At 72.3% G+C, this 16,506-nt stretch carries 15 protein-coding genes and 2 pseudogenes; 11 read left to right on the top strand and 6 right to left on the bottom strand.

Features of this window, described 5'->3' with window-relative positions:
- The first annotated feature begins 89 nt into the window (after positions 1-89).
- On the top strand, positions 90-1,337 hold the full coding sequence (locus tag PH203_RS08625) for an aminotransferase class I/II-fold pyridoxal phosphate-dependent enzyme (protein WP_289918149.1): 1,248 nt from the start codon (positions 90-92) through the stop codon (positions 1,335-1,337).
- Positions 1,334-2,410 carry an MBL fold metallo-hydrolase gene (locus PH203_RS08630; RefSeq protein WP_289918151.1) on the top strand — a complete coding sequence of 359 codons (1,077 nt, stop codon included), beginning with the start codon at positions 1,334-1,336 and terminating at the stop codon, positions 2,408-2,410. Before PH203_RS08625 ends, PH203_RS08630 begins: the two co-directional genes overlap by 4 nt.
- Here PH203_RS08630 and PH203_RS08635 read toward each other — a convergent pair.
- Positions 2,407-3,045: a VTT domain-containing protein gene (locus PH203_RS08635; RefSeq protein WP_289918153.1), complete on the bottom strand. Its 639-nt coding sequence runs from the start codon at positions 3,043-3,045 to the stop codon at positions 2,407-2,409. The genes PH203_RS08630 and PH203_RS08635 overlap by 4 nt on opposite strands.
- Positions 3,042-3,815, bottom strand: coding sequence for an MBL fold metallo-hydrolase (locus tag PH203_RS08640; protein ID WP_289918155.1), 774 nt, complete (start codon positions 3,813-3,815; stop codon positions 3,042-3,044). The genes PH203_RS08635 and PH203_RS08640 overlap by 4 nt, the downstream gene beginning before the upstream one ends.
- Positions 3,816-3,898: 83 nt before the next feature.
- Here PH203_RS08640 and PH203_RS08645 point away from each other — a divergent pair, with 83 nt between their 5' ends.
- The 7 genes from PH203_RS08645 to PH203_RS08675 all read left to right on the top strand — a co-directional run bounded on the left by PH203_RS08645 (position 3,899) and on the right by PH203_RS08675 (position 12,374).
- On the top strand, positions 3,899-4,300 hold the full coding sequence (locus PH203_RS08645) for a hypothetical protein (RefSeq protein WP_289918156.1): 402 nt from the start codon (positions 3,899-3,901) through the stop codon (positions 4,298-4,300).
- Positions 4,301-4,386: 86 nt separating this feature from the next.
- Positions 4,387-6,465: a phage holin family protein gene (locus tag PH203_RS08650; RefSeq protein ID WP_289918157.1), complete on the top strand. Its 2,079-nt coding sequence runs from the start codon at positions 4,387-4,389 to the stop codon at positions 6,463-6,465.
- A 132-nt stretch (positions 6,466-6,597) separates the two neighbouring features.
- Positions 6,598-7,659, top strand: a complete 1,062-nt coding sequence (locus tag PH203_RS08655) for a MoxR family ATPase (protein ID WP_289918159.1) — start codon at positions 6,598-6,600, stop codon at positions 7,657-7,659.
- Positions 7,660-7,858: 199 nt separating this feature from the next.
- Entirely contained in the window at positions 7,859-9,601 is a 1,743-nt protein-coding gene (locus tag PH203_RS08660) for a hypothetical protein (protein ID WP_289918297.1), read from the top strand.
- 55 nt (positions 9,602-9,656) lie between these two features.
- Positions 9,657-10,085 carry an OsmC family protein gene (locus tag PH203_RS08665; protein WP_289918161.1) on the top strand — a complete coding sequence of 143 codons (429 nt, stop codon included), beginning with the start codon at positions 9,657-9,659 and terminating at the stop codon, positions 10,083-10,085.
- Positions 10,086-10,239: 154 nt separating this feature from the next.
- Positions 10,240-12,120, top strand: coding sequence for a molecular chaperone DnaK (gene dnaK / locus PH203_RS08670; RefSeq protein WP_289918162.1), 1,881 nt, complete (start codon positions 10,240-10,242; stop codon positions 12,118-12,120).
- A gap of 113 nt (positions 12,121-12,233) precedes the next feature.
- Positions 12,234-12,374 carry a hypothetical protein gene (locus tag PH203_RS08675; protein WP_289918163.1) on the top strand — a complete coding sequence of 47 codons (141 nt, stop codon included), beginning with the start codon at positions 12,234-12,236 and terminating at the stop codon, positions 12,372-12,374.
- A 10-nt stretch (positions 12,375-12,384) separates the two neighbouring features.
- Here PH203_RS08675 and PH203_RS08680 read toward each other — a convergent pair.
- From PH203_RS08680 to PH203_RS08690, 3 genes and pseudogenes are all read right to left on the bottom strand, one after another.
- Positions 12,385-12,742 (bottom strand): annotated as a pseudogene (locus PH203_RS08680) (respiratory nitrate reductase subunit gamma); the annotation flags it as partial.
- 132 nt (positions 12,743-12,874) lie between these two features.
- Positions 12,875-13,690 (bottom strand): annotated as a pseudogene (locus PH203_RS08685) (SAM-dependent methyltransferase).
- An 87-nt stretch (positions 13,691-13,777) separates the two neighbouring features.
- Complete coding sequence (locus PH203_RS08690) at positions 13,778-14,638, bottom strand: helix-turn-helix transcriptional regulator (RefSeq protein WP_289918165.1); 861 nt, start codon at positions 14,636-14,638, stop codon at positions 13,778-13,780.
- 238 nt (positions 14,639-14,876) lie between these two features.
- Here PH203_RS08690 and PH203_RS08695 point away from each other — a divergent pair, with 238 nt between their 5' ends.
- Positions 14,877-15,302, top strand: a complete 426-nt coding sequence (locus tag PH203_RS08695) for a hypothetical protein (protein ID WP_289918167.1) — start codon at positions 14,877-14,879, stop codon at positions 15,300-15,302.
- On the opposite strand, the gene PH203_RS08700 is transcribed toward PH203_RS08695, so the two are convergent.
- Positions 15,284-16,081, bottom strand: a complete 798-nt coding sequence (locus PH203_RS08700) for a helix-turn-helix transcriptional regulator (protein ID WP_289918169.1) — start codon at positions 16,079-16,081, stop codon at positions 15,284-15,286. The two genes, PH203_RS08695 and PH203_RS08700, sit on opposite strands and share 19 nt — an antisense overlap.
- A gap of 118 nt (positions 16,082-16,199) precedes the next feature.
- Between PH203_RS08700 and PH203_RS08705 the strand changes: the two genes are divergently transcribed.
- Positions 16,200-16,505 carry a 4a-hydroxytetrahydrobiopterin dehydratase gene (locus PH203_RS08705; protein ID WP_289918170.1) on the top strand — a complete coding sequence of 102 codons (306 nt, stop codon included), beginning with the start codon at positions 16,200-16,202 and terminating at the stop codon, positions 16,503-16,505.
- Position 16,506: the final 1 nt, after the last annotated feature.

Genomic DNA, 16,506 nt, shown 5'->3' on the forward strand with positions numbered 1-16,506 from the left:
TGCCGAGGGCGCCGCCCCCGTCGTACGGAGCGACCCGAGGTGAGGGCACCCCACGGCGCCGCGACCCAGCAGCCCACCCGGAGGTACCCATGCGGCGGACGGACCCGGAAGGACACGGCCCCGTCCGCTACGGCCCCCCGCTGCCGGACGACGGACTGCCCGTGCTGCCCGAACTGGCCGCCGTGCTCGCCGCGGCCGCGACCCGCGGGAACAGCGAACCGGTGGGCGGCGGGACCGAACTCCTGGAGGCCGCGTGCGGCTACTGGGACCGGCGTGGCCTGGCCGTCGGATCCGAGCGGGTGGTGGCGGCCCCCGGCGCCCCCGCGCTGCTGCTCGCGCTGACCGCCGCCCTGGGCGGCGACGTCCTGGTGCCACGGCCCTGCGCGGCCTGGTGGGCGCCGTACGCACGCCTGTTGGGAAGACCCGTCTTCCATGTGCCGACACCGGCGGAGAGCGGCGGTGTCCCGGATCCGTACGCCCTCCTGGAGACCGTCCGCCGGGTCCGTGACGAGGGCGGGGACCCCCGGCTGCTCGTGCTGTCGGTCGCCGACGACCCCACCGCCACCGTGGCGCCGCCCGAGGTGCTGCACGAGACCGCGCAGGCCGCCACCGGTGAGGGACTGCACCTGGTCAGCGACGAGACCTGGCGGGACACCGTGCACGCGCCGCACGACACCGTGCTGCTCAGCCCCGCCGAGATGCTGCCCGAGAAGGTCACCGTCGTCAGCGACCTGGCCGGTGCGCTGCTGCCGTCGGGCTGGCCCGCCGCCGTCGCCCGTTTCCCCGCGGGGCAGTTCGGCGACGGTCTGCACGCGCGCGTGCTGGACGTCCTGACCGCGATGGGCGCCCGGGTCGCCGCCCCCGTCGCCACCGCTGCCGGATACGCGCTCCAGGAACCCGAACCGGTCACCACGCGCGTGACGGCCGCCGTGCGCCTGCACGCGCGCGTGGCCGCCGCCGCGCACGCCGCCGTCGTCTCGGCGGGCGCCCTGGCCCGGCCCCCGCAGGCCGGCCGGCACCTCTACGCCGACCTCGGCCCGCTGCGCACCGCCCTGTCCGCGCACGGCGTCGGCGACGCCCAGGACCTGGAGGACTTCCTCGCGGCCCGGCTCGGGCTGCCCGCCCCGGGCGGCCACCGCTTCGGCGACGACCTCGGCGCCCTGCGGGTACGCCTGTCCACCGGTTCGCTGCTCACCGGGACGGACGCCGAACTCAAGGAATGCCTCAGTTCACCCTCACCGTTGGAACTGCCACACGTGCAACGCGCGTTGATCACTCTGAAGTCGGTTTTCGACGACCTCCGCGACGACGCTCAGCGATGGGAGCCTCCTCGATGACGCAGCAGTCCGAGTCGACCACCACCAGCACGACCACCAGCACGGCCACCCGGGAGGCCGACGATCCGGCGGCCCTGTCCCCCCTAGCCCCCCTCGCCCCGTTCCCGCCGCTCGCCGAACCCCGCCCGCTGGGCGAACGCCGGGTCTGGCCCCGGACCTTCCACGACCGCCTGACCGCCCCGCTGCCCGGCCTCAAGGCCATGGCCCGGTTCGCCCGCGAGGGCTCGGTCCGTCCCGGCCGCGAGGGCCTCGCCGACATCCCCCGCCTGCCCTTCGCCCCCCGCCCCCTGCCCCGCGTCGACGCCCGCACGGTCGCCGTCTCCTGGGCGGGACACGCCAGTTGGGTGGTGCGGATCGGCGGTCTGACCGTCCTCACCGACCCCGTCTGGTCCCGCCGCATCCTCGGCACCCCGGCCCGGATCACCCCCGTCGGCATCCCCTGGGACGCCCTGCCGCGCGTCGACGCCGTCGTCATCAGCCACAACCACTACGACCACCTCGACGCCCCCACCCTGCGCCGGCTCCCGCGCGACACCCCGGTCTTCGTCCCCGCCGGACTCGGCCCCTGGTTCCGCCGCCGCCGCTTCACCCTCGTCACCGAGCTCGACTGGTGGGAGGCCGCCGAACTGAACGGCGTACGCCTCGACTTCGTCCCCTCCCACCACTGGTCCAAGCGCACCCTCACCGACACCTGCCGCAGCCTCTGGGGCGGCTGGGTCCTCACCTCCAGCGACGGACAGCGGGTGTACTTCGCGGGCGACACCGGCTACGGCCACTGGTTCTCCCGCATCGGCCGCCGCTACCCCGGCATCGACCTCGCCCTCCTGCCGATCGGCGCCTACGACCCCCGCTGGTGGCTGAGCGATGTCCACTGCGACCCGGAGGAAGCGGTGCGGGCGGCACAGGACCTGGGCGCGCGCCGGATGGCCCCCATGCACTGGGGCACGTTCGTGCTGTCGGCGGAACCGGTCCTGGAGCCGCTGACCAGGGTGCGGGCGGCCTGGGAGAAGGCGGGCCTGGCGCGGGAGGACCTGTGGGACCTGCCGGTCGGAGGATCGAGGGTGCTCGGTTAGACCCCGGCCGTCCCACGGACGCGCCGCCACACGGAGGGGGCCGCGCTGATCACCACGGTCAGCGCGACCGCCGCGACCACACCCTCCCAGGGTTCGCTGAACAGCGAACCGCCGAGGATCCCGATCAGCTGATAGGTGACCGCCCAGGCCAGACAGGCCGGGAAGTTGCCCCGGACGAACCTCCGCAACGGCCACTTGGCCATGAGGCATGCCAACATCACGGGGATCCGGCCCGCCGGCACCAGCCGCGACAGCACCAGCACCGTCACACCATGGTCGGCCAGCTTCTCCTGCGCCTGCGTCAGCCGCTCCTCCGGAGCCCGCGACCGGATCGCCTCCAGCCACCGCGACCCGTTCTTCGACCGCATCCCGCGCCGACCCAGCCAGTACAGCGTGGCGTCCCCCAGGAACGCGGCCACCGACGCCGTGACGAACACCAGCGCCAACGCGAACGGCGCGGTCTGATGGAACGCCACCACCGCCGCCGAGCTCACCAGCGCCCCGGTCGGCACGATCGGCACCAACGCCCCGATCAACACCAGCAGGAACAGCGACGGATACCCGATCGCCTGCTGTGTGGACTCCGGCGGCACGGTCGACACGGGGGCCGCCGCCAGCAGCCAGGGCGACGTCACCGCGCCACCCCCGGCCGCACGCTCTCCCCGTGCCCCAGCAGATGCACCGCCACCCCCGGCGCCCGCTCCGCCGCGAGCCGCACGAACTCCGCACCGGGCGCGTGGAATTCATGGGGGCGCACGGCGTCCATCCCGATCGGCCAGTACGTGCCGTAGTGCACCGGCACCGCGCTCACCGGATCGAGCTGCGCCAGTGCCTGCGCCGCCCGCCCCGCGTCCAGGTGCCCCTCCCCGAGATGCGGGCCCCAGCCCCCCACCGGCAGCAACGCCACATCGACCGGCCCGACCTCCTTGGCCATCGAGTCGAACAACCCGGTGTCCCCGGCGAAGTACGTCCGCGCCTCACCCTCGACGACATACCCGAGCGCGGGGGAGCGATGCGGCCCGACCGGCAGCCGCCGCCCGTCGTGCAGAGCGGGGACCGCCCGTACGACGACGTCCCCCACCGCCGTCTCGTCGCCGGGTGAGACCTCGCTGACGTGCAGATGGGCGAGCCGGCGCAGCCCCGGTACGGCACGGGCCGCACCCCGGGGCACGAGCAGGCGCGTGCCCGGCGCGAGCCGCTGCAGGGAGGGAACGTGCAGATGATCGGCGTGCAGATGGGAGACGAGCGCCACGTCCGCACGCCAGGCGGTCGGCGGCGGTACCGCGCCCCGGCGGCGGCGCAGATGTGCGAGCCGGCGGGCGAACAGAGGGTCGGTGAGCACACGTACGTCCGAGTCCGCGACCGTGCAGGTGGCGTGACCCCACCACGTGATCTCCACCGGCACCTCTTTGCCTCCTTCGCGCGACTCCCCGAAGCCTACGGGCAGGAGTAGGGTCGGCGGCGAAACCCGGAGGTGAGGGGGACGCCATGGGACCGGTCCGCGTGACGGCGATCGCGAGTCTGACGCCGCTGGAGGAGCTGGAAGCGGACCCCTTCCTGGTGGACTCCCGCAGCCAGCACGCGATGTGCGCCCGCTGGGCCGCCGAGCGGGGCTACATCGTCAGCCGGGAACTCCTCGTACGGGGCCTGCGCGCCGACCACTGCGTCCTGTGGGACGGCGTCCGTCCGGGCACCGACCTCTTCGTCGCACCCAGCCGCCGCGTCCTGGAGAGCGCCCTGTCCTCGGTCGAGGAGTTCGTCGCCGAGTGCGCGCGGCGCGGGGTGCGGGTGGAGACCGTGGGGTCCGCGGAACCGTCGTACGACGCCCAGATGAAGGCCCGGATCCACCGCCGCCTGTCGATGCCGACGGCGGGGTACGACGGCCGTTGACGCCGTCGCGGGGACACCGGGGCACCTCCGTCCGTTGTGGCAGGGTGGGCACAGGCCCGCGTCGGCGACGGGCCGGAACGTGAGGTGTGCGGGGCGTGCGAGGCGGGCGTTGGCGGCGGGCCGCCAGTCAGGCGGGGCGCAGTGTCACGGTGTGGGCCGTTTCGACCCTCACCATGCTGGTGCTCGCCGGGATCCTGCCGGACTTCCAGCTCAGGTCGGCGGACGGGGACAGCGCGACCGACATCGCCGTCACCGCGGCCCTCGGCGCCGGCGCCTTCGGTGTGCTGTCGGCCCTGGTCTGGCCGCTCCTCGTACGGCTCCTGCTGCTGGTGCCCGCGCTCGTGCTCGGCCTGCTGGTCTTCGTCCTCAACGGCTTCCTGCTGCTGCTGGCCCTGCGGCTGAACCCCACCGAGCGCGGCGCGGCCGCCTGGGAGACGGCGGTCGTGGTGGCCGCCGTGATGTCGGCCGTCGCCTCCGCCACCGGCGCCGCCCTCGCCGTGCGCGACGACGACGCCTACCGCCGCCGCCTCTACCGGCTCGCCGACCGCCGCCGCAGAGCCGGACCGGCGGGCCCGTCCTCACCCGGGACCGTCTTCCTCCAGCTGGACGGGGTCGGCCACGACGTCCTCCAGGCCGCGGTGAAGAAGGGCGTCATGCCCACCGTCGCCCAGTGGCTGGACGGCACCCACCGGCTCACCCCGTGGCGCACCGACTGGTCCAGCCAGACCGGCGCCAGCCAGCTCGGCATCCTGCACGGCAGCAACGAGGACGTGCCCGCCTTCCGCTGGTACGAGAAGGACAAGCAGGAGGTGATGGTCTGCAACCGCCCCACCAGCGCCGCCGAACTCCAGCGCCGGGCGGTCGAACGCACCGGTGACGGCGGCCTGCTGAGCGCCGACGGCGCCAGCCGCGGCAACCTCTTCAGCGGCGGCGCCGACGAGCAGGCCCTCGTCCTGTCCATCGCCACCCGCCGCCGCAGCCGCGAGAACCGGTCCCGCGCGGGCTACTTCGCCTACTTCTCCGACCCCGCCAACGCCGTCCGCACGGCCCTGTCCTTCTTCGCCGAGGTCGGCCGGGAGATCGGTCAGTCGACCCGGTCCCGCACCTGCCGGGTCCGTCCGCGCGTCAGACGCGGCGGCCTCTACCCGTTCATCCGTGCCTTCGCCACCGTCGTCGAACGCGACGTCGTCGTCGCCGCGGTGATGGGCGACATGCTCGCCGGACGCACCGCCGTCTACGCCGACCTCGTGGCGTACGACGAGGTCGCCCACCACTCGGGACCGCACAGCCGGGACGCCGAGAAGGTCCTCGAACGCCTCGACCGCTCCCTGGCGTTGATCGAGAAGATCGCCGAGCACGCCCCGCGCCCGTACCGGATCGTCGTCCTGTCCGATCACGGCCAGAGCCCCGGCGAGACCTTCCAGGCCCGCTACGGGCTTACCCTCGGCGACCTGGTGCGGGCCGGCTGCGGACTGCCCGTGCCGCGCAAGGCGCAGCGCACCCACAGCGGCGCCGAGGCCCGCGCCGCCGTGCGCGCCGCGCTGCGCCGCCCCGTCGAGGAGAGCGGCGAACAGCACCGTCCCTCGCGCAGCCGCCGCTCCGAGCCGCTCGTCCTGGCCTCCGGCAACCTCGGTCTGATCTCCTTCCCGGACGTCCACCACCGGATGACCAAGGAGGAGATCGACGCCCGCCACCCCGCCCTGCTGACCACCCTCGCCAACCACCCCGGCATCGGCTTCCTGCTCGTCCGGAGCGAGGAGCACGGGGGAGTGGTGCTCGGCCCGTTCGGCACCGAGATCCCCCTCGACCGACTCGACGAGAACCCGGGCCCGTTGGCCGCCTTCGGGCCGGGTGCCGCCGACGCCGTACGCCGCACGCACGGGTTCGAGCACACCGCCGATGTCATGGTCAACTCCTGGTACGACCCGGCCGAGGGCGAAGTCCTCGCGTTCGAGGAGCAGATCGGCTCGCACGGCGGGCTCGGCGGCGCGCAGGGGCGGCCGTTCCTGCTGTCGCCGGTCGTCCTCTCCGCACCGGTCGCAGGCGAGCAGGAACTCGTCGGCGCCGAACACGTCCACCGTGTCCTGCGGCGCTGGCTGCGGGAATCGGACGGTCCCCAGGTGCCGTTGACGGAACGTCAGGACGAAGACCGGCGCGCGGCATAGGTGTTGAGGTCTGCCCGGTCGCCGCCGCACGCCCGATAAATCGAGTGCGCCCGGCGCCGGCCCCGCACACACTGTTCGTATCGGACCCCGCGCACCGGCGCGCCCTTCTCGAACATCTCCTGGAGCCACTTCTTGCAGGCATCCGTCACCGTCACTCCCGCCCGCCTCCCGGAGCTCCTCCTCGGTCTCGCGACCGTGCGGCCGGTCTTCATCTGGGGCGCCCCCGGCATCGGAAAGTCCTCCCTGGTACGGGAGTTCGCGGATTCCCTGGGCCTGGAGTGCGTGAGTCTGCTGGGCACCCAGCTCGCCCCCGAGGACCTGATCGGCGTGCCCCAGATCCGCGACGGGCGCTCGGTGTTCTGCCCGCCGGAGGCCATCGCCCGCGACGAGCCGTACTGCCTGTTCCTGGACGAGCTCAACGCGGCCACCCCGGACGTCCAGAAGGCGTTCTACTCGCTGATCCTGGACCGCCGTATCGGCAACTACGACCTCCCGGACGGCTCGATCGTCATCGGCGCCGGCAACCGCGCCACCGACAACGCCCTCGCCCGCCCCATCGCCTCCGCGCTGGTCAACCGGCTCGCCCACGTCCATCTGGAGGCCTCCGCCAAGGACTGGCTGGTCTGGGCCGCGGGCAACGGCATCCACCCCTGGATCCTGGACCACCTCACCGACCGGCCCGACCATCTGTGGTCCAAGCCGCCCAAGACCGAGGAACCCTTCTCCACGCCCCGCTCCTGGCACATGCTCTCCGACGCCCTGCACTCCTTCGGCCACGGCCTCGACGAGGAGACGCTGAAGGTCATCGCGCACGGCACGCTGACGCCCGCGCACGCCACCGCGTTCTGCGGCTACGTCAAGATCGTGCGCAGCCAGTACGGCATCGAGGCCATCATCAAGGGCGACGCCCGCTGGCCGCACCGCATGGAGGACCGCGACCTCCTCTACTACCTCGCCGAGTCCTTCCGCGGCCGCCTCATCAAGGAACTGCCCGCGAGCAAGGAGCACCTGTCGGCGACCGGCCAGCAGACCGCGTACCGCGCCAAGTCGCTGCTCGTGCAGCTCGCCGAGATCTCGGTCGAGGTCGCCCAGAGCGTCATCGCCCCGGACACCGACGGCAACCCGCTGCTGCCGGCCTGGTTCCTGGTCGAGTCGGCACGGGACATGCCACGGCTGGTGGAGGCGCGGCAGTGAGCCAGGCGCTCCGCTGGACCGGCGATGCCGTCGAGGCTGGTCGCGCCCCGGGGCGGAGCCGCAGCCGGCCCGGTGCTGCGACGCCGTACGCGCAGCCGCCGCGTAGGCAGCGACTGCGCGAGGAGCCGCCGCGGTGAGCCGTAGCCATGCCCCCAAGCCGCCCAAGAAGGACCTCGCCGCCGAGGCCTTCGCCGAGGGCATGCGCCTGGTGCGGGCCAACCGGGCGCTCGCCGCCGTCGGGTTCAGCACCTGCCGCAAGGAGGACTGCCCGGACGCGCCCGCCTCCGGGCTCGTCCGCGTCGACTCCGACGGCATCGTGCACGCCCACCCCACCCGCCGCGCCGACCCCGCCGACTGGGCCTGGGCGGTCGCCCACGCCGTCATCCACCTCGGCTTCGGCCATGTACCGGCGAAGGAGGGCCGCCGGACCCAGCCGGACCGGTTCGAGCTCGCGGCCCGCTGCGCCGTCGTCAACCGCTTCCTGCTCGGCTTCTCCATCGGCCGCACCCCAGACAGCCTGCCGCCGTCCTACCCCGACGGCGACGAGGAGCAGCTCGCCGCCCGCTGGCGCCGCGACGGCATCCCGCCCGCGTACGAGCACTGCGGCACGGCGGGTCACGAGCCGGACCAGCTGCTGGTGCCCTGGGACACCTGGATGGGCGGCACCCCCAAGAACTGGCAGCTGGAGTTCGCCCACGCCCTCACCCGTACCGTCGCCACCGCCATGGACGTCGCCGGCGGCCGCCGCGGCTCGATGCGCGGCGGCCCCACCCGGCTCCAGCCCTGGGAACGGGCGCTCAGCTGGTTCGTCTCCTCCTACCCGCTGCTCGGCGGCATCGCGGCCGGCATCACCCTGGTCGCCGACGCCGAACTCGCCCGCGCCCACGACATCTCCGTCGCCGCGGTGAACGCCGAGCTCGCCGAGATCTACATCAACCCGCTGCGCGAACTCGACGACGAGGAATGGCGGTTCGTCCTCGCCCACGAGATGCTGCACGCCGCTCTGCGCCACGGCGACCGCTGCGGCACCCGCGACCCGTACCTCTTCAACATCGCCTGCGACTACGTCATCAACGGCTGGCTCACCGAGATGCAGGTCGGCACCATGCCCGACGGACTCCTGTACGACGCCGGCCTCAAGGACCTCTCCGCGGAGGAGGTCTACGACCGTATCGCCGGCGACCTGCGCCGGATGCGGCGCCTGGGCACCCTGCGCGGCAAGGGCCTCGGCGACGTCCTCGGCGGCCCGCTCGGCTCGCCCCGCGACTACGTCGACCTCGACGAGTTCTACCGCCGCGGCCTCGGCATGGGCCTGGATCTGCACCAGGAGCAGTGCCGCGGCTTCCTGCCCGGCGGCCTGGTCGAGGAGATCCGCGCGCTCAGCCACCCGCCCCTGCCCTGGGACGCCCGACTGGCGCGCTGGTTCGACGAGTTCGTACCCCGCCCCGAGGCCCTCAGGTCGTACGCCCGGCCCTCGCGCCGCCAGTCCTCCACGCCCGACATCCCGCGCGCGGGCCGGTACTTCCCGCCCGAGGAGATCGCCCGCTGCACCTTCGGCGTCGTCCTCGACACCTCCGGCTCCATGGACCGCACCCTGCTCGGCAAGGCGCTGGGCGCCATCGCCTCGTACGCCGGGTCCAGGGACGTACCGGCCGCCCGGGTCGTCTTCTGCGACGCCGCCCCGCACGACGCCGGATATCTGCCGGTCACCGAGATCGCCGGCCGGGTCCGCGTCCGCGGCCGTGGCGGTACGGTCCTGCAGCCCGGGATCGATCTGCTGCACCGCGCGGACGACTTCCCGCCCGGTGCGCCGGTGCTGGTGATCACGGACGGCTGGTGCGATGTGCTGCGGGTGCGGCGCGAGCACGCCTATCTGATCCCGGAGGGTGCGCGGCTGCCCTTCAGCGCTCGTGGACCGGTCTTCAGGGTGAGCAGGGCCTGAGTGTGATCGGATGGGGTCCACAACCCGGAACCGGGACCACACGAAAGGACTGACCGTGGCTACCACGCGCTCCGCACACACTGTCTGGGAAGGCAACCTGCTCGAGGGCAACGGCGTCGTCTCCTTCGACTCCTCCGGCGCCATCGCCCAGCAGCCGGTGACGTGGGCTTCCCGCGCCCAGGAGGCGAACGGCAAGACCAGCCCCGAGGAGCTGATCGCGGCCGCCCACTCCAGCTGCTTCTCGATGGCGTTCTCGCACGCCCTCGCGGGGGCCGGCACCCCGCCCACCAAGCTCACCACCTCGGCCGACGTCACCTTCCAGCCGGGTGAGGGCATCACCGGCATCCACCTCACCGTCGAGGGCACCGTGCCCGGCATCGACGAGGACGCGTTCGTCGCGGCGGCGGAGCAGGCGAAGGTGAACTGCCCCGTCAGCCAGGCCCTGAAGGCGGTTCCGATCACCCTCTCCGCCAAGCTCGCCTGACGTCTGCGTACGTTCCGATGCCGCGCCCCGGTCCATGGGGGCGCGGCATCGGCGCTTTCCGGGGTACCCGGCTTTCGGGGTACGCGGCATTGACAACAGCGCACTCAAGTTTTGTGCTGGAGTCCGGGAAGTGCCCTGGCGGAAGGGGACAGCGATGGGACGCGCGGTCGGGATCGATCTGGGGACCACGAACTCCGTGGTGGCCGTCCTGGAGGGCGGCGACCCCACGGTCGTCGCCAATGCGGAGGGGGCCAGGACCACACCGTCGGTCGTGGCCTTCGCCAAGAACGGCGAGGTGCTCGTCGGGGAGGTCGCCAAACGGCAGGCCGTGACGAACGTCGAGCGCACGGCCCGCTCGGTGAAGCGGCACATGGGCGACGGGGGCTGGCGCTTCCCGGACCAGGGCGAGATCGACGGCACCCGCTTCCGGGCGCAGGAGCTGTCGGCGCGGGTGCTGCAGAAGCTGAAGCGGGACGCCGAGTCCTATCTCGGCGAGGACGTCACCGACGCGGTGATCACCGTCCCGGCGTACTTCGACGACGCCCAGCGGCAGGCCACCAAGGAGGCCGGCGAGATCGCGGGCCTGAAGGTGCTGCGGATCATCAACGAGCCGACGGCCGCGGCCCTCGCCTACGGCCTGGACCGGGGCGAGGAGCAGACCGTCCTCGTCTTCGACCTGGGAGGCGGCACCTTCGACGTCTCCCTGCTGGAGATCGGCGACGGCGTCATCGAGGTCAAGGCCACCAACGGCGACACGCATCTCGGCGGCGACGACTGGGACCAGCGGGTCGTGGAGCACCTGGTGAAGAAGTTCCAGGGGCAGTACGGCGTCGACCTCGGCAAGGACAAGATGGCGCTGCAACGCCTGCGCGAGGGCGCCGAGAAGGCCAAGATCGAGCTGTCCAGCTCCTCGGAGACGACGATCAACCTTCCCTACATCACGGCCTCCGCCGAAGGCCCGCTGCACCTCGACGAGAAACTGACGCGTGCTCAGTTCCAGGAGCTCACCGCCGACCTGCTCGACCGCTGCAAGACCCCCTTCCACCAGGCGGTCAAGGACGCCGGCATCAAGCTCGCCGCGGTCGACCACGTGATCCTCGTCGGCGGCTCGACGCGGATGCCCGCCGTCACCGACCTCGTCAAGGAACTCACCGGCAAGGATCCGCACAAGGGCGTCAACCCGGACGAGGTCGTGGCCCTCGGCGCCGCGCTCCAGGCCGGTGTCGTCCGCGGTGACGTCAAGGACGTCCTGCTCCTCGACGTCACCCCGCTCTCCCTCGGCATCGAGACCAAGGGCGGCATCATGACCAAGCTCATCGAGCGCAACACCACGATCCCGACGCGCCGTTCGGAGATCTTCACGACGGCGACCGACAACCAGCCCTCGGTGGGCATCCAGGTGTACCAGGGCGAGCGTGAGATCGCCGCCTACAACAAGAAGCTGGGCGTCTTCGACCTGACGGGGCTGCCTCCCGCGCCGCGCGGTGTCCCGCAGATCGAGGTCGCCTTCGACATCGACGCCAACGGGATCATGCACGTCTCCGCGAAGGACCTGGCGACCGGCCGCGAGCAGAAGATGACGGTCACCGGCGGCTCCGCGCTCCCCAAGGACGACATCGACCGCATGATGCGGGAGGCCGAGCAGTACGCGGAGGAGGACCGGCGGCGCCGGGAGGCGGCGGAGACGAGGAACCAGGCCGAGCAACTCGTCTACCAGACCGAGAAGTTCATCCGTGAGAACGAGGAGCGGGTGCCCGGCGACACCAAATCCGAGGTGGAGTCGGCGATCTCGGAGCTGAAGGCGCTCCTGGAACGCAACGCCGACACCGGCGAGTTGCGCACCGGCGTCGAGAAACTCGCCACCGTCAGCCAGCAGATGGGCCAGGCGATGTACGCCCAGGCCCAGGCCGCGGACACCGGCAGCGGCACCGGCACCGAACAGCACACCACGCCTTCGGACTCCGCCGAGGAGGAGGGCGTGGTGGACGCGGAGATCGTCGACGACGACAAGGAGCAGAAGGGCGGGGCCGCCTGAGATGCTGGTGGTGACGGACTCCACGGAGGGAGATCGGCAGGGCTGACAACAGGAAGCGGCGTGCACGGTTAGCGGCGCTGGCGGCGGCTTCGCTGCTGGCGGGGACGGCCGCCGTGGGCGTGCACGGCTTCGTGGACGCGCCGGACAACCGGGACTGGTCCGTGGACGCGGCCCCGGCCGGCCATCATGACAACAGCACGGACGGCCACATCGAGGGCGGCGCCGCCCCGGCCGGCCACATCGACGGCGGCTGACGGGCTGCGCCCCCGTCTTCTCCCGACCCCGCCGCTCCGGCCGCGGCCCCAGCTGTCCGGGGTCGCGGCTGCGGTACACCACATACGGCCGGAACAGATACTGCACCGGCGCGCTGAACATGTGCACCAGCCTGCTGTACGGCACGAACGCGATCAGCACCATCCCGATCACCGCGTGCACCTGGTACAGCACCGGCACGCCCGCCATCCGGTCGATGTCCGACCGCGAGCACCCCGGCCGCCGTGCCGCCGTAGAGCGAGAGCAGATGGTACGTGTGCTCGTCGACCCCGAGTTTCCCGGTCCACGACATCGGCACGAACGGGCCCATGATGTGTCCGGCCAGCACGAAGAGGATGCCGTAGTGGAAGGTCGTAGAGGTAGCGCGGATCGCGCTCATGACCACACCCCTCTGGGGCGTGCTGCCGTACGTCGCCTTCGCCCTGCTCGTCGCCGGACCGATCTGGCGGCGCACCCGTCGGCGGCACCCGTTCGGGTCAGGTCAGACCTTGCGTGCGACCCCCGCGTACACGGGGACGATGCCCTCGGCCTGGGCCGCCACGTCCTCGGGCCCCGGCCGCCATCCGATGACCGGGATCACACCGGGGCCGAGCAGCTCCAGACCGTCGAAGAAGCGCGTGAACTCGGCGAGCGTGCGCGGGTGGAACGGCGTACCGACCGCCCGGAAGTGCTCGGCGGCCTTCGCGACGGCCTCCGGGCTGAGGTCGGGGGTGACCTGGGAGAGGATCAGATGGCTGCCCGGGGCGAGTTCGGCGACGTACCGCTCGAGCAGGCCGTACACGTCGTCGCCGGCGGAGTCGTCGCCCAGGTAGTGGGTCAGCGCCACCAGGGACAGTGCCACGGGCCGCGAGAAGTCCAGGGTCTCCGCGGCCGGCCGCAGGATGGTGCCGGGGTCGCGGACGTCGGCGTGCACGTAGTCGGTGGCGCCCTCGGGGGTGCTGTGCAGCAGCGCCTGGGCGTGACGCAGGACGATCGGGTCGTTGTCGGCGTACACGATCCTCGAGTCCGGAGCGACCTCCTAGGCCACCTGGTGGAGGTTGGGCTCGGTGGGGATGCCGGTGCCGATGTCGAGGAACTGGCGGATCCCGGCCTCGGCGGCCGTGCGCACGGCCCGGTGCATGAAACGGCGGTTGGCGCGGGCCCCGCGCACCGCCGTGGGGTCCGAGGCGAGGATCCTGCGGGCCAGGGCCTCGTCCACCGGGTAGTTGTCCTTGCCGCCCAGCCACCAGTCGTACACCCGCGCCGGATGCGGCCGACTGGTGTCGACCGTGGTGGGCGCGCCCTCGGATCCGGTCATGCGGGGTCTTCTCCTCGGTCCTCGATGCGGTCGCGTGGCCGTCTCGGAGGCGGCCGGCAGGGTGCCGGCTCGGACCGACAGGTCGCGTCAGTAGGTGGTGCGGCGCTCCCGCAGGATCTTCTTGGTGCGCTCCGCGGACGCGGCACGCGCCGTCATGTGGTCCAGGACCTCCAGATGCGCGGAGACCTCCGGGCGGGAGTCCAGGTACAGGGCGCCGGTCAGATACTCGGTGAACGCCATGTCGGGCAGCTCCGGCTCGGCGAAGCGGAACAGCGAGAAGGGCGCGTACGTCCCCGGGTGCGGGCCCGCCGCGAATTCGGCGATCTGCAGGGTGACCCGGTCGCGCTCGGCGAACTCCAGGAGTTTGTCGATCTGTTCACGCATGATCCCGCCGTGGCCGACCGGGCGGCACAGCACCGTCTCGTCCATGACCACCCACAGATGAGGCGGATCGGCCTTCTCCAGCAGCTCCTGACGGGTCATCCGCAGGGAGACATGCCGCTCGATCGTCTCGGAGCCCTGCTGGGCGATCGTGCCCGCCTCCATGACGGCCCGCGCGTACGCCTCGGTCTGCAGCAGCCCCGGCACGAAGTGCGGCTCGTAGGAACGGATGATGCGCGCCGCGCCCTCCAGGCTCACATAGAGGCTGAACCAGTCGGGCAGCACATCGTGGAACCGCTGCCACCAGCCCGGCTGGTTCGCCTCCTCGGCCAGTGCGACGAAGGCGTCCGACTCCTCCTCCGCCACTCCGTACGCCGACAGCAGCAGTTGCACATACGGGATCTTCAGCGCGACTTCGGCCATCTCCATGCGCCGCACGGTCGCGGGCGCCACACGAAGGACCTTCGCGGCCTCCTCGCGCTTCAGCCCGGCAGCCTCACGCAGCTCCTGCAGCCGCTTGCCGAGCACCACCTGGCCCACAGTGGGCGCAGGCCGCCGCTCACTCACGCCACGCCTCCCCTACGCGCCGAAGTATGCGGGCAGTGTGTCATGTTCCGCTGCCGGTCTCACGGGGTCGGGGTGAGGCGCTCACCACGTGGGGCCATTACTTCCGGGGTAATCGACCGGTCCGACCGGCTGCGGGATCGTGATGACACCGGGTTCCGGGGCGGCGCACTCCGCTCCGGGGCCCGGGGACCGACCCCGCTCACAACCCCGACTCGACCTCGCCGGAGGGTGATTCGTCATGTCCGCAACCCAGCTGTCCGCCCTCGCCCGCACCTGTGACCCGCACCTCGCCCTGCGGCGCTTCCTCGCCCTCGACGCGGTCGTGACCGGCGCCAACGCCCTTGCCTACCTGGCCCTCTCCGGCCCGCTGGGCCGACTGCTCGGCGTCGACTCCACGCTGCTGCTGGGACTCGGTGCGTTCCTCGCGGGGTACGCGGCCGCCGTCGGCCTGCTGGCCTCCCGGACCCGCCCCGCCGCACTGCCGGTACGGGCCGTCATCGAGGCCAACCTCGCCTGGGCCGTGCTGAGTTGCGTCGCCCTGGCCCTGTGGCTGACCCCTTCGACGGCGGGCGCCGTGTGGACCGTCGCGCAGGCGCTGACCGTCGCCGGGTTCGCCGCACTCCAGCACATGTCCCTGAGGGTCCGTCAGGACATCAGCGACTGAAGGTACTTGACCGTCGCCGGGTCGGCCGGGAGGAACGTCTCGATGGCCAGCTCGGCGACGGTCACGTCCATGGGGGTGTTGAAGGTGGAGATGGAGGAGATGAACGACAGCACCCGCCCCTCGTGCTCGATCTGCATCGGCAGCGCGAAGTACGGTACGTCGTCGAACGGTTCACCGGCCCCGGTGTCGGGCACCGGATACGCGGCCACCTCCTCGTACAGCTCCCGCAGCGGCTGCGAGCGGTGCAGCGCGATCTGCCGTTCCATCTGGGCCAGCAGATGCCCGCGCCACTCAGGGAGGTTGCGGATCCGGGGCGCCATGCCCTCCGGGTGCAGGGTGAGCCGCATCGCGTTGAGCGGGGGTTCGAGGAGGTGCTCGGGGACGCCGTCGAGCAGCATGAGGATGCCCCGGTTGGCGGCGACCACGTTGTACATCGCGTCCAGCACCAGCGCGGGATAGGGGTCGTAGCCCTGGATGAGCCGCTCGATGCCCTCGCGCAGGGCGCCCAGCGCAGGATCGTCCAACGGGGTCTCCGGATACCGCGGGGCGTAACCGGCCGCCAGCAGCAGGGCGTTGCGCTCCCGCACCGGCACGTCCAGATGCTCGGCCAGCCGTAGCACCATCTCCTCGCTCGGCCGGGACCGGCCCGTCTCGATGAAGCTGATGTGCCGCGCGGAGGAGTCGGCCCGCAGCGCCAGCTCCAGCTGACTGACCCTGCGCTGTTCCCGCCAGGCCCGCAGCAGCGGACCGACGGCGTTGTCGGAGGCGATGGTGGTCATACCGCGACCGTAGACGACGCAGCGCCCGTTCGGGGAAGCGGGCCCGTCTGACCAGGGCTTCCACGGGCTCTCTGTGGCAGGCTGAAGGGGAACCCCCCGTCCTGGAAGGAGCGACGCCATGCCCGTCGAACCGCTGTCGCAGAAGGAGATCGAGGACCGGCTCGCGGAACTGCCGGGCTGGTCGCTCGACGGTGACCGCCTCGCCCGCTCCTACCGTCTCGCCTCGCACTTCGCGGCCACGGCGATGGTCGTCCACATCGCCCAGGTCCAGGAGCGGCTCGACCACCACTCCGACCTCACGCTCGGCTACGACACGGTGTCCCTGACCGTGAACACCCACAGCGTGGGCGGCGCGGTCACCGAGAAGGACTTCGAACTCGCGCAGCAGGTGGAGGCCCTCGCCCCGGGCCACGGGGCCCAGTGAG

This window comes from Streptomyces sp. S.PB5 (genome assembly GCF_030403745.1).
Taxonomy (GTDB): domain Bacteria; phylum Actinomycetota; class Actinomycetes; order Streptomycetales; family Streptomycetaceae; genus Streptomyces.

What these genes read in the sequence shown, in the direction of transcription:
- PH203_RS08705 (WP_289918170.1), top strand. Translation starts at nt 16,200, where the DNA reads ATGCCCGTCGAACCGCTGTCGCAGAAGGAGATCGAGGACCGGCTCGCG.
- PH203_RS08630 (WP_289918151.1), top strand. Translation starts at nt 1,334, where the DNA reads ATGACGCAGCAGTCCGAGTCGACCACCACCAGCACGACCACCAGCACG.
- PH203_RS08695 (WP_289918167.1), top strand. Translation starts at nt 14,877, where the DNA reads ATGTCCGCAACCCAGCTGTCCGCCCTCGCCCGCACCTGTGACCCGCAC.
- PH203_RS08645 (WP_289918156.1), top strand. Translation starts at nt 3,899, where the DNA reads ATGGGACCGGTCCGCGTGACGGCGATCGCGAGTCTGACGCCGCTGGAG.
- PH203_RS08660 (WP_289918297.1), top strand. Translation starts at nt 7,859, where the DNA reads ATGCGCCTGGTGCGGGCCAACCGGGCGCTCGCCGCCGTCGGGTTCAGC.
- PH203_RS08700 (WP_289918169.1), bottom strand. Translation starts at nt 16,081, where the DNA reads ATGACCACCATCGCCTCCGACAACGCCGTCGGTCCGCTGCTGCGGGCC.
- PH203_RS08625 (WP_289918149.1), top strand. Translation starts at nt 90, where the DNA reads ATGCGGCGGACGGACCCGGAAGGACACGGCCCCGTCCGCTACGGCCCC.
- dnaK (WP_289918162.1), top strand. Translation starts at nt 10,240, where the DNA reads ATGGGACGCGCGGTCGGGATCGATCTGGGGACCACGAACTCCGTGGTG.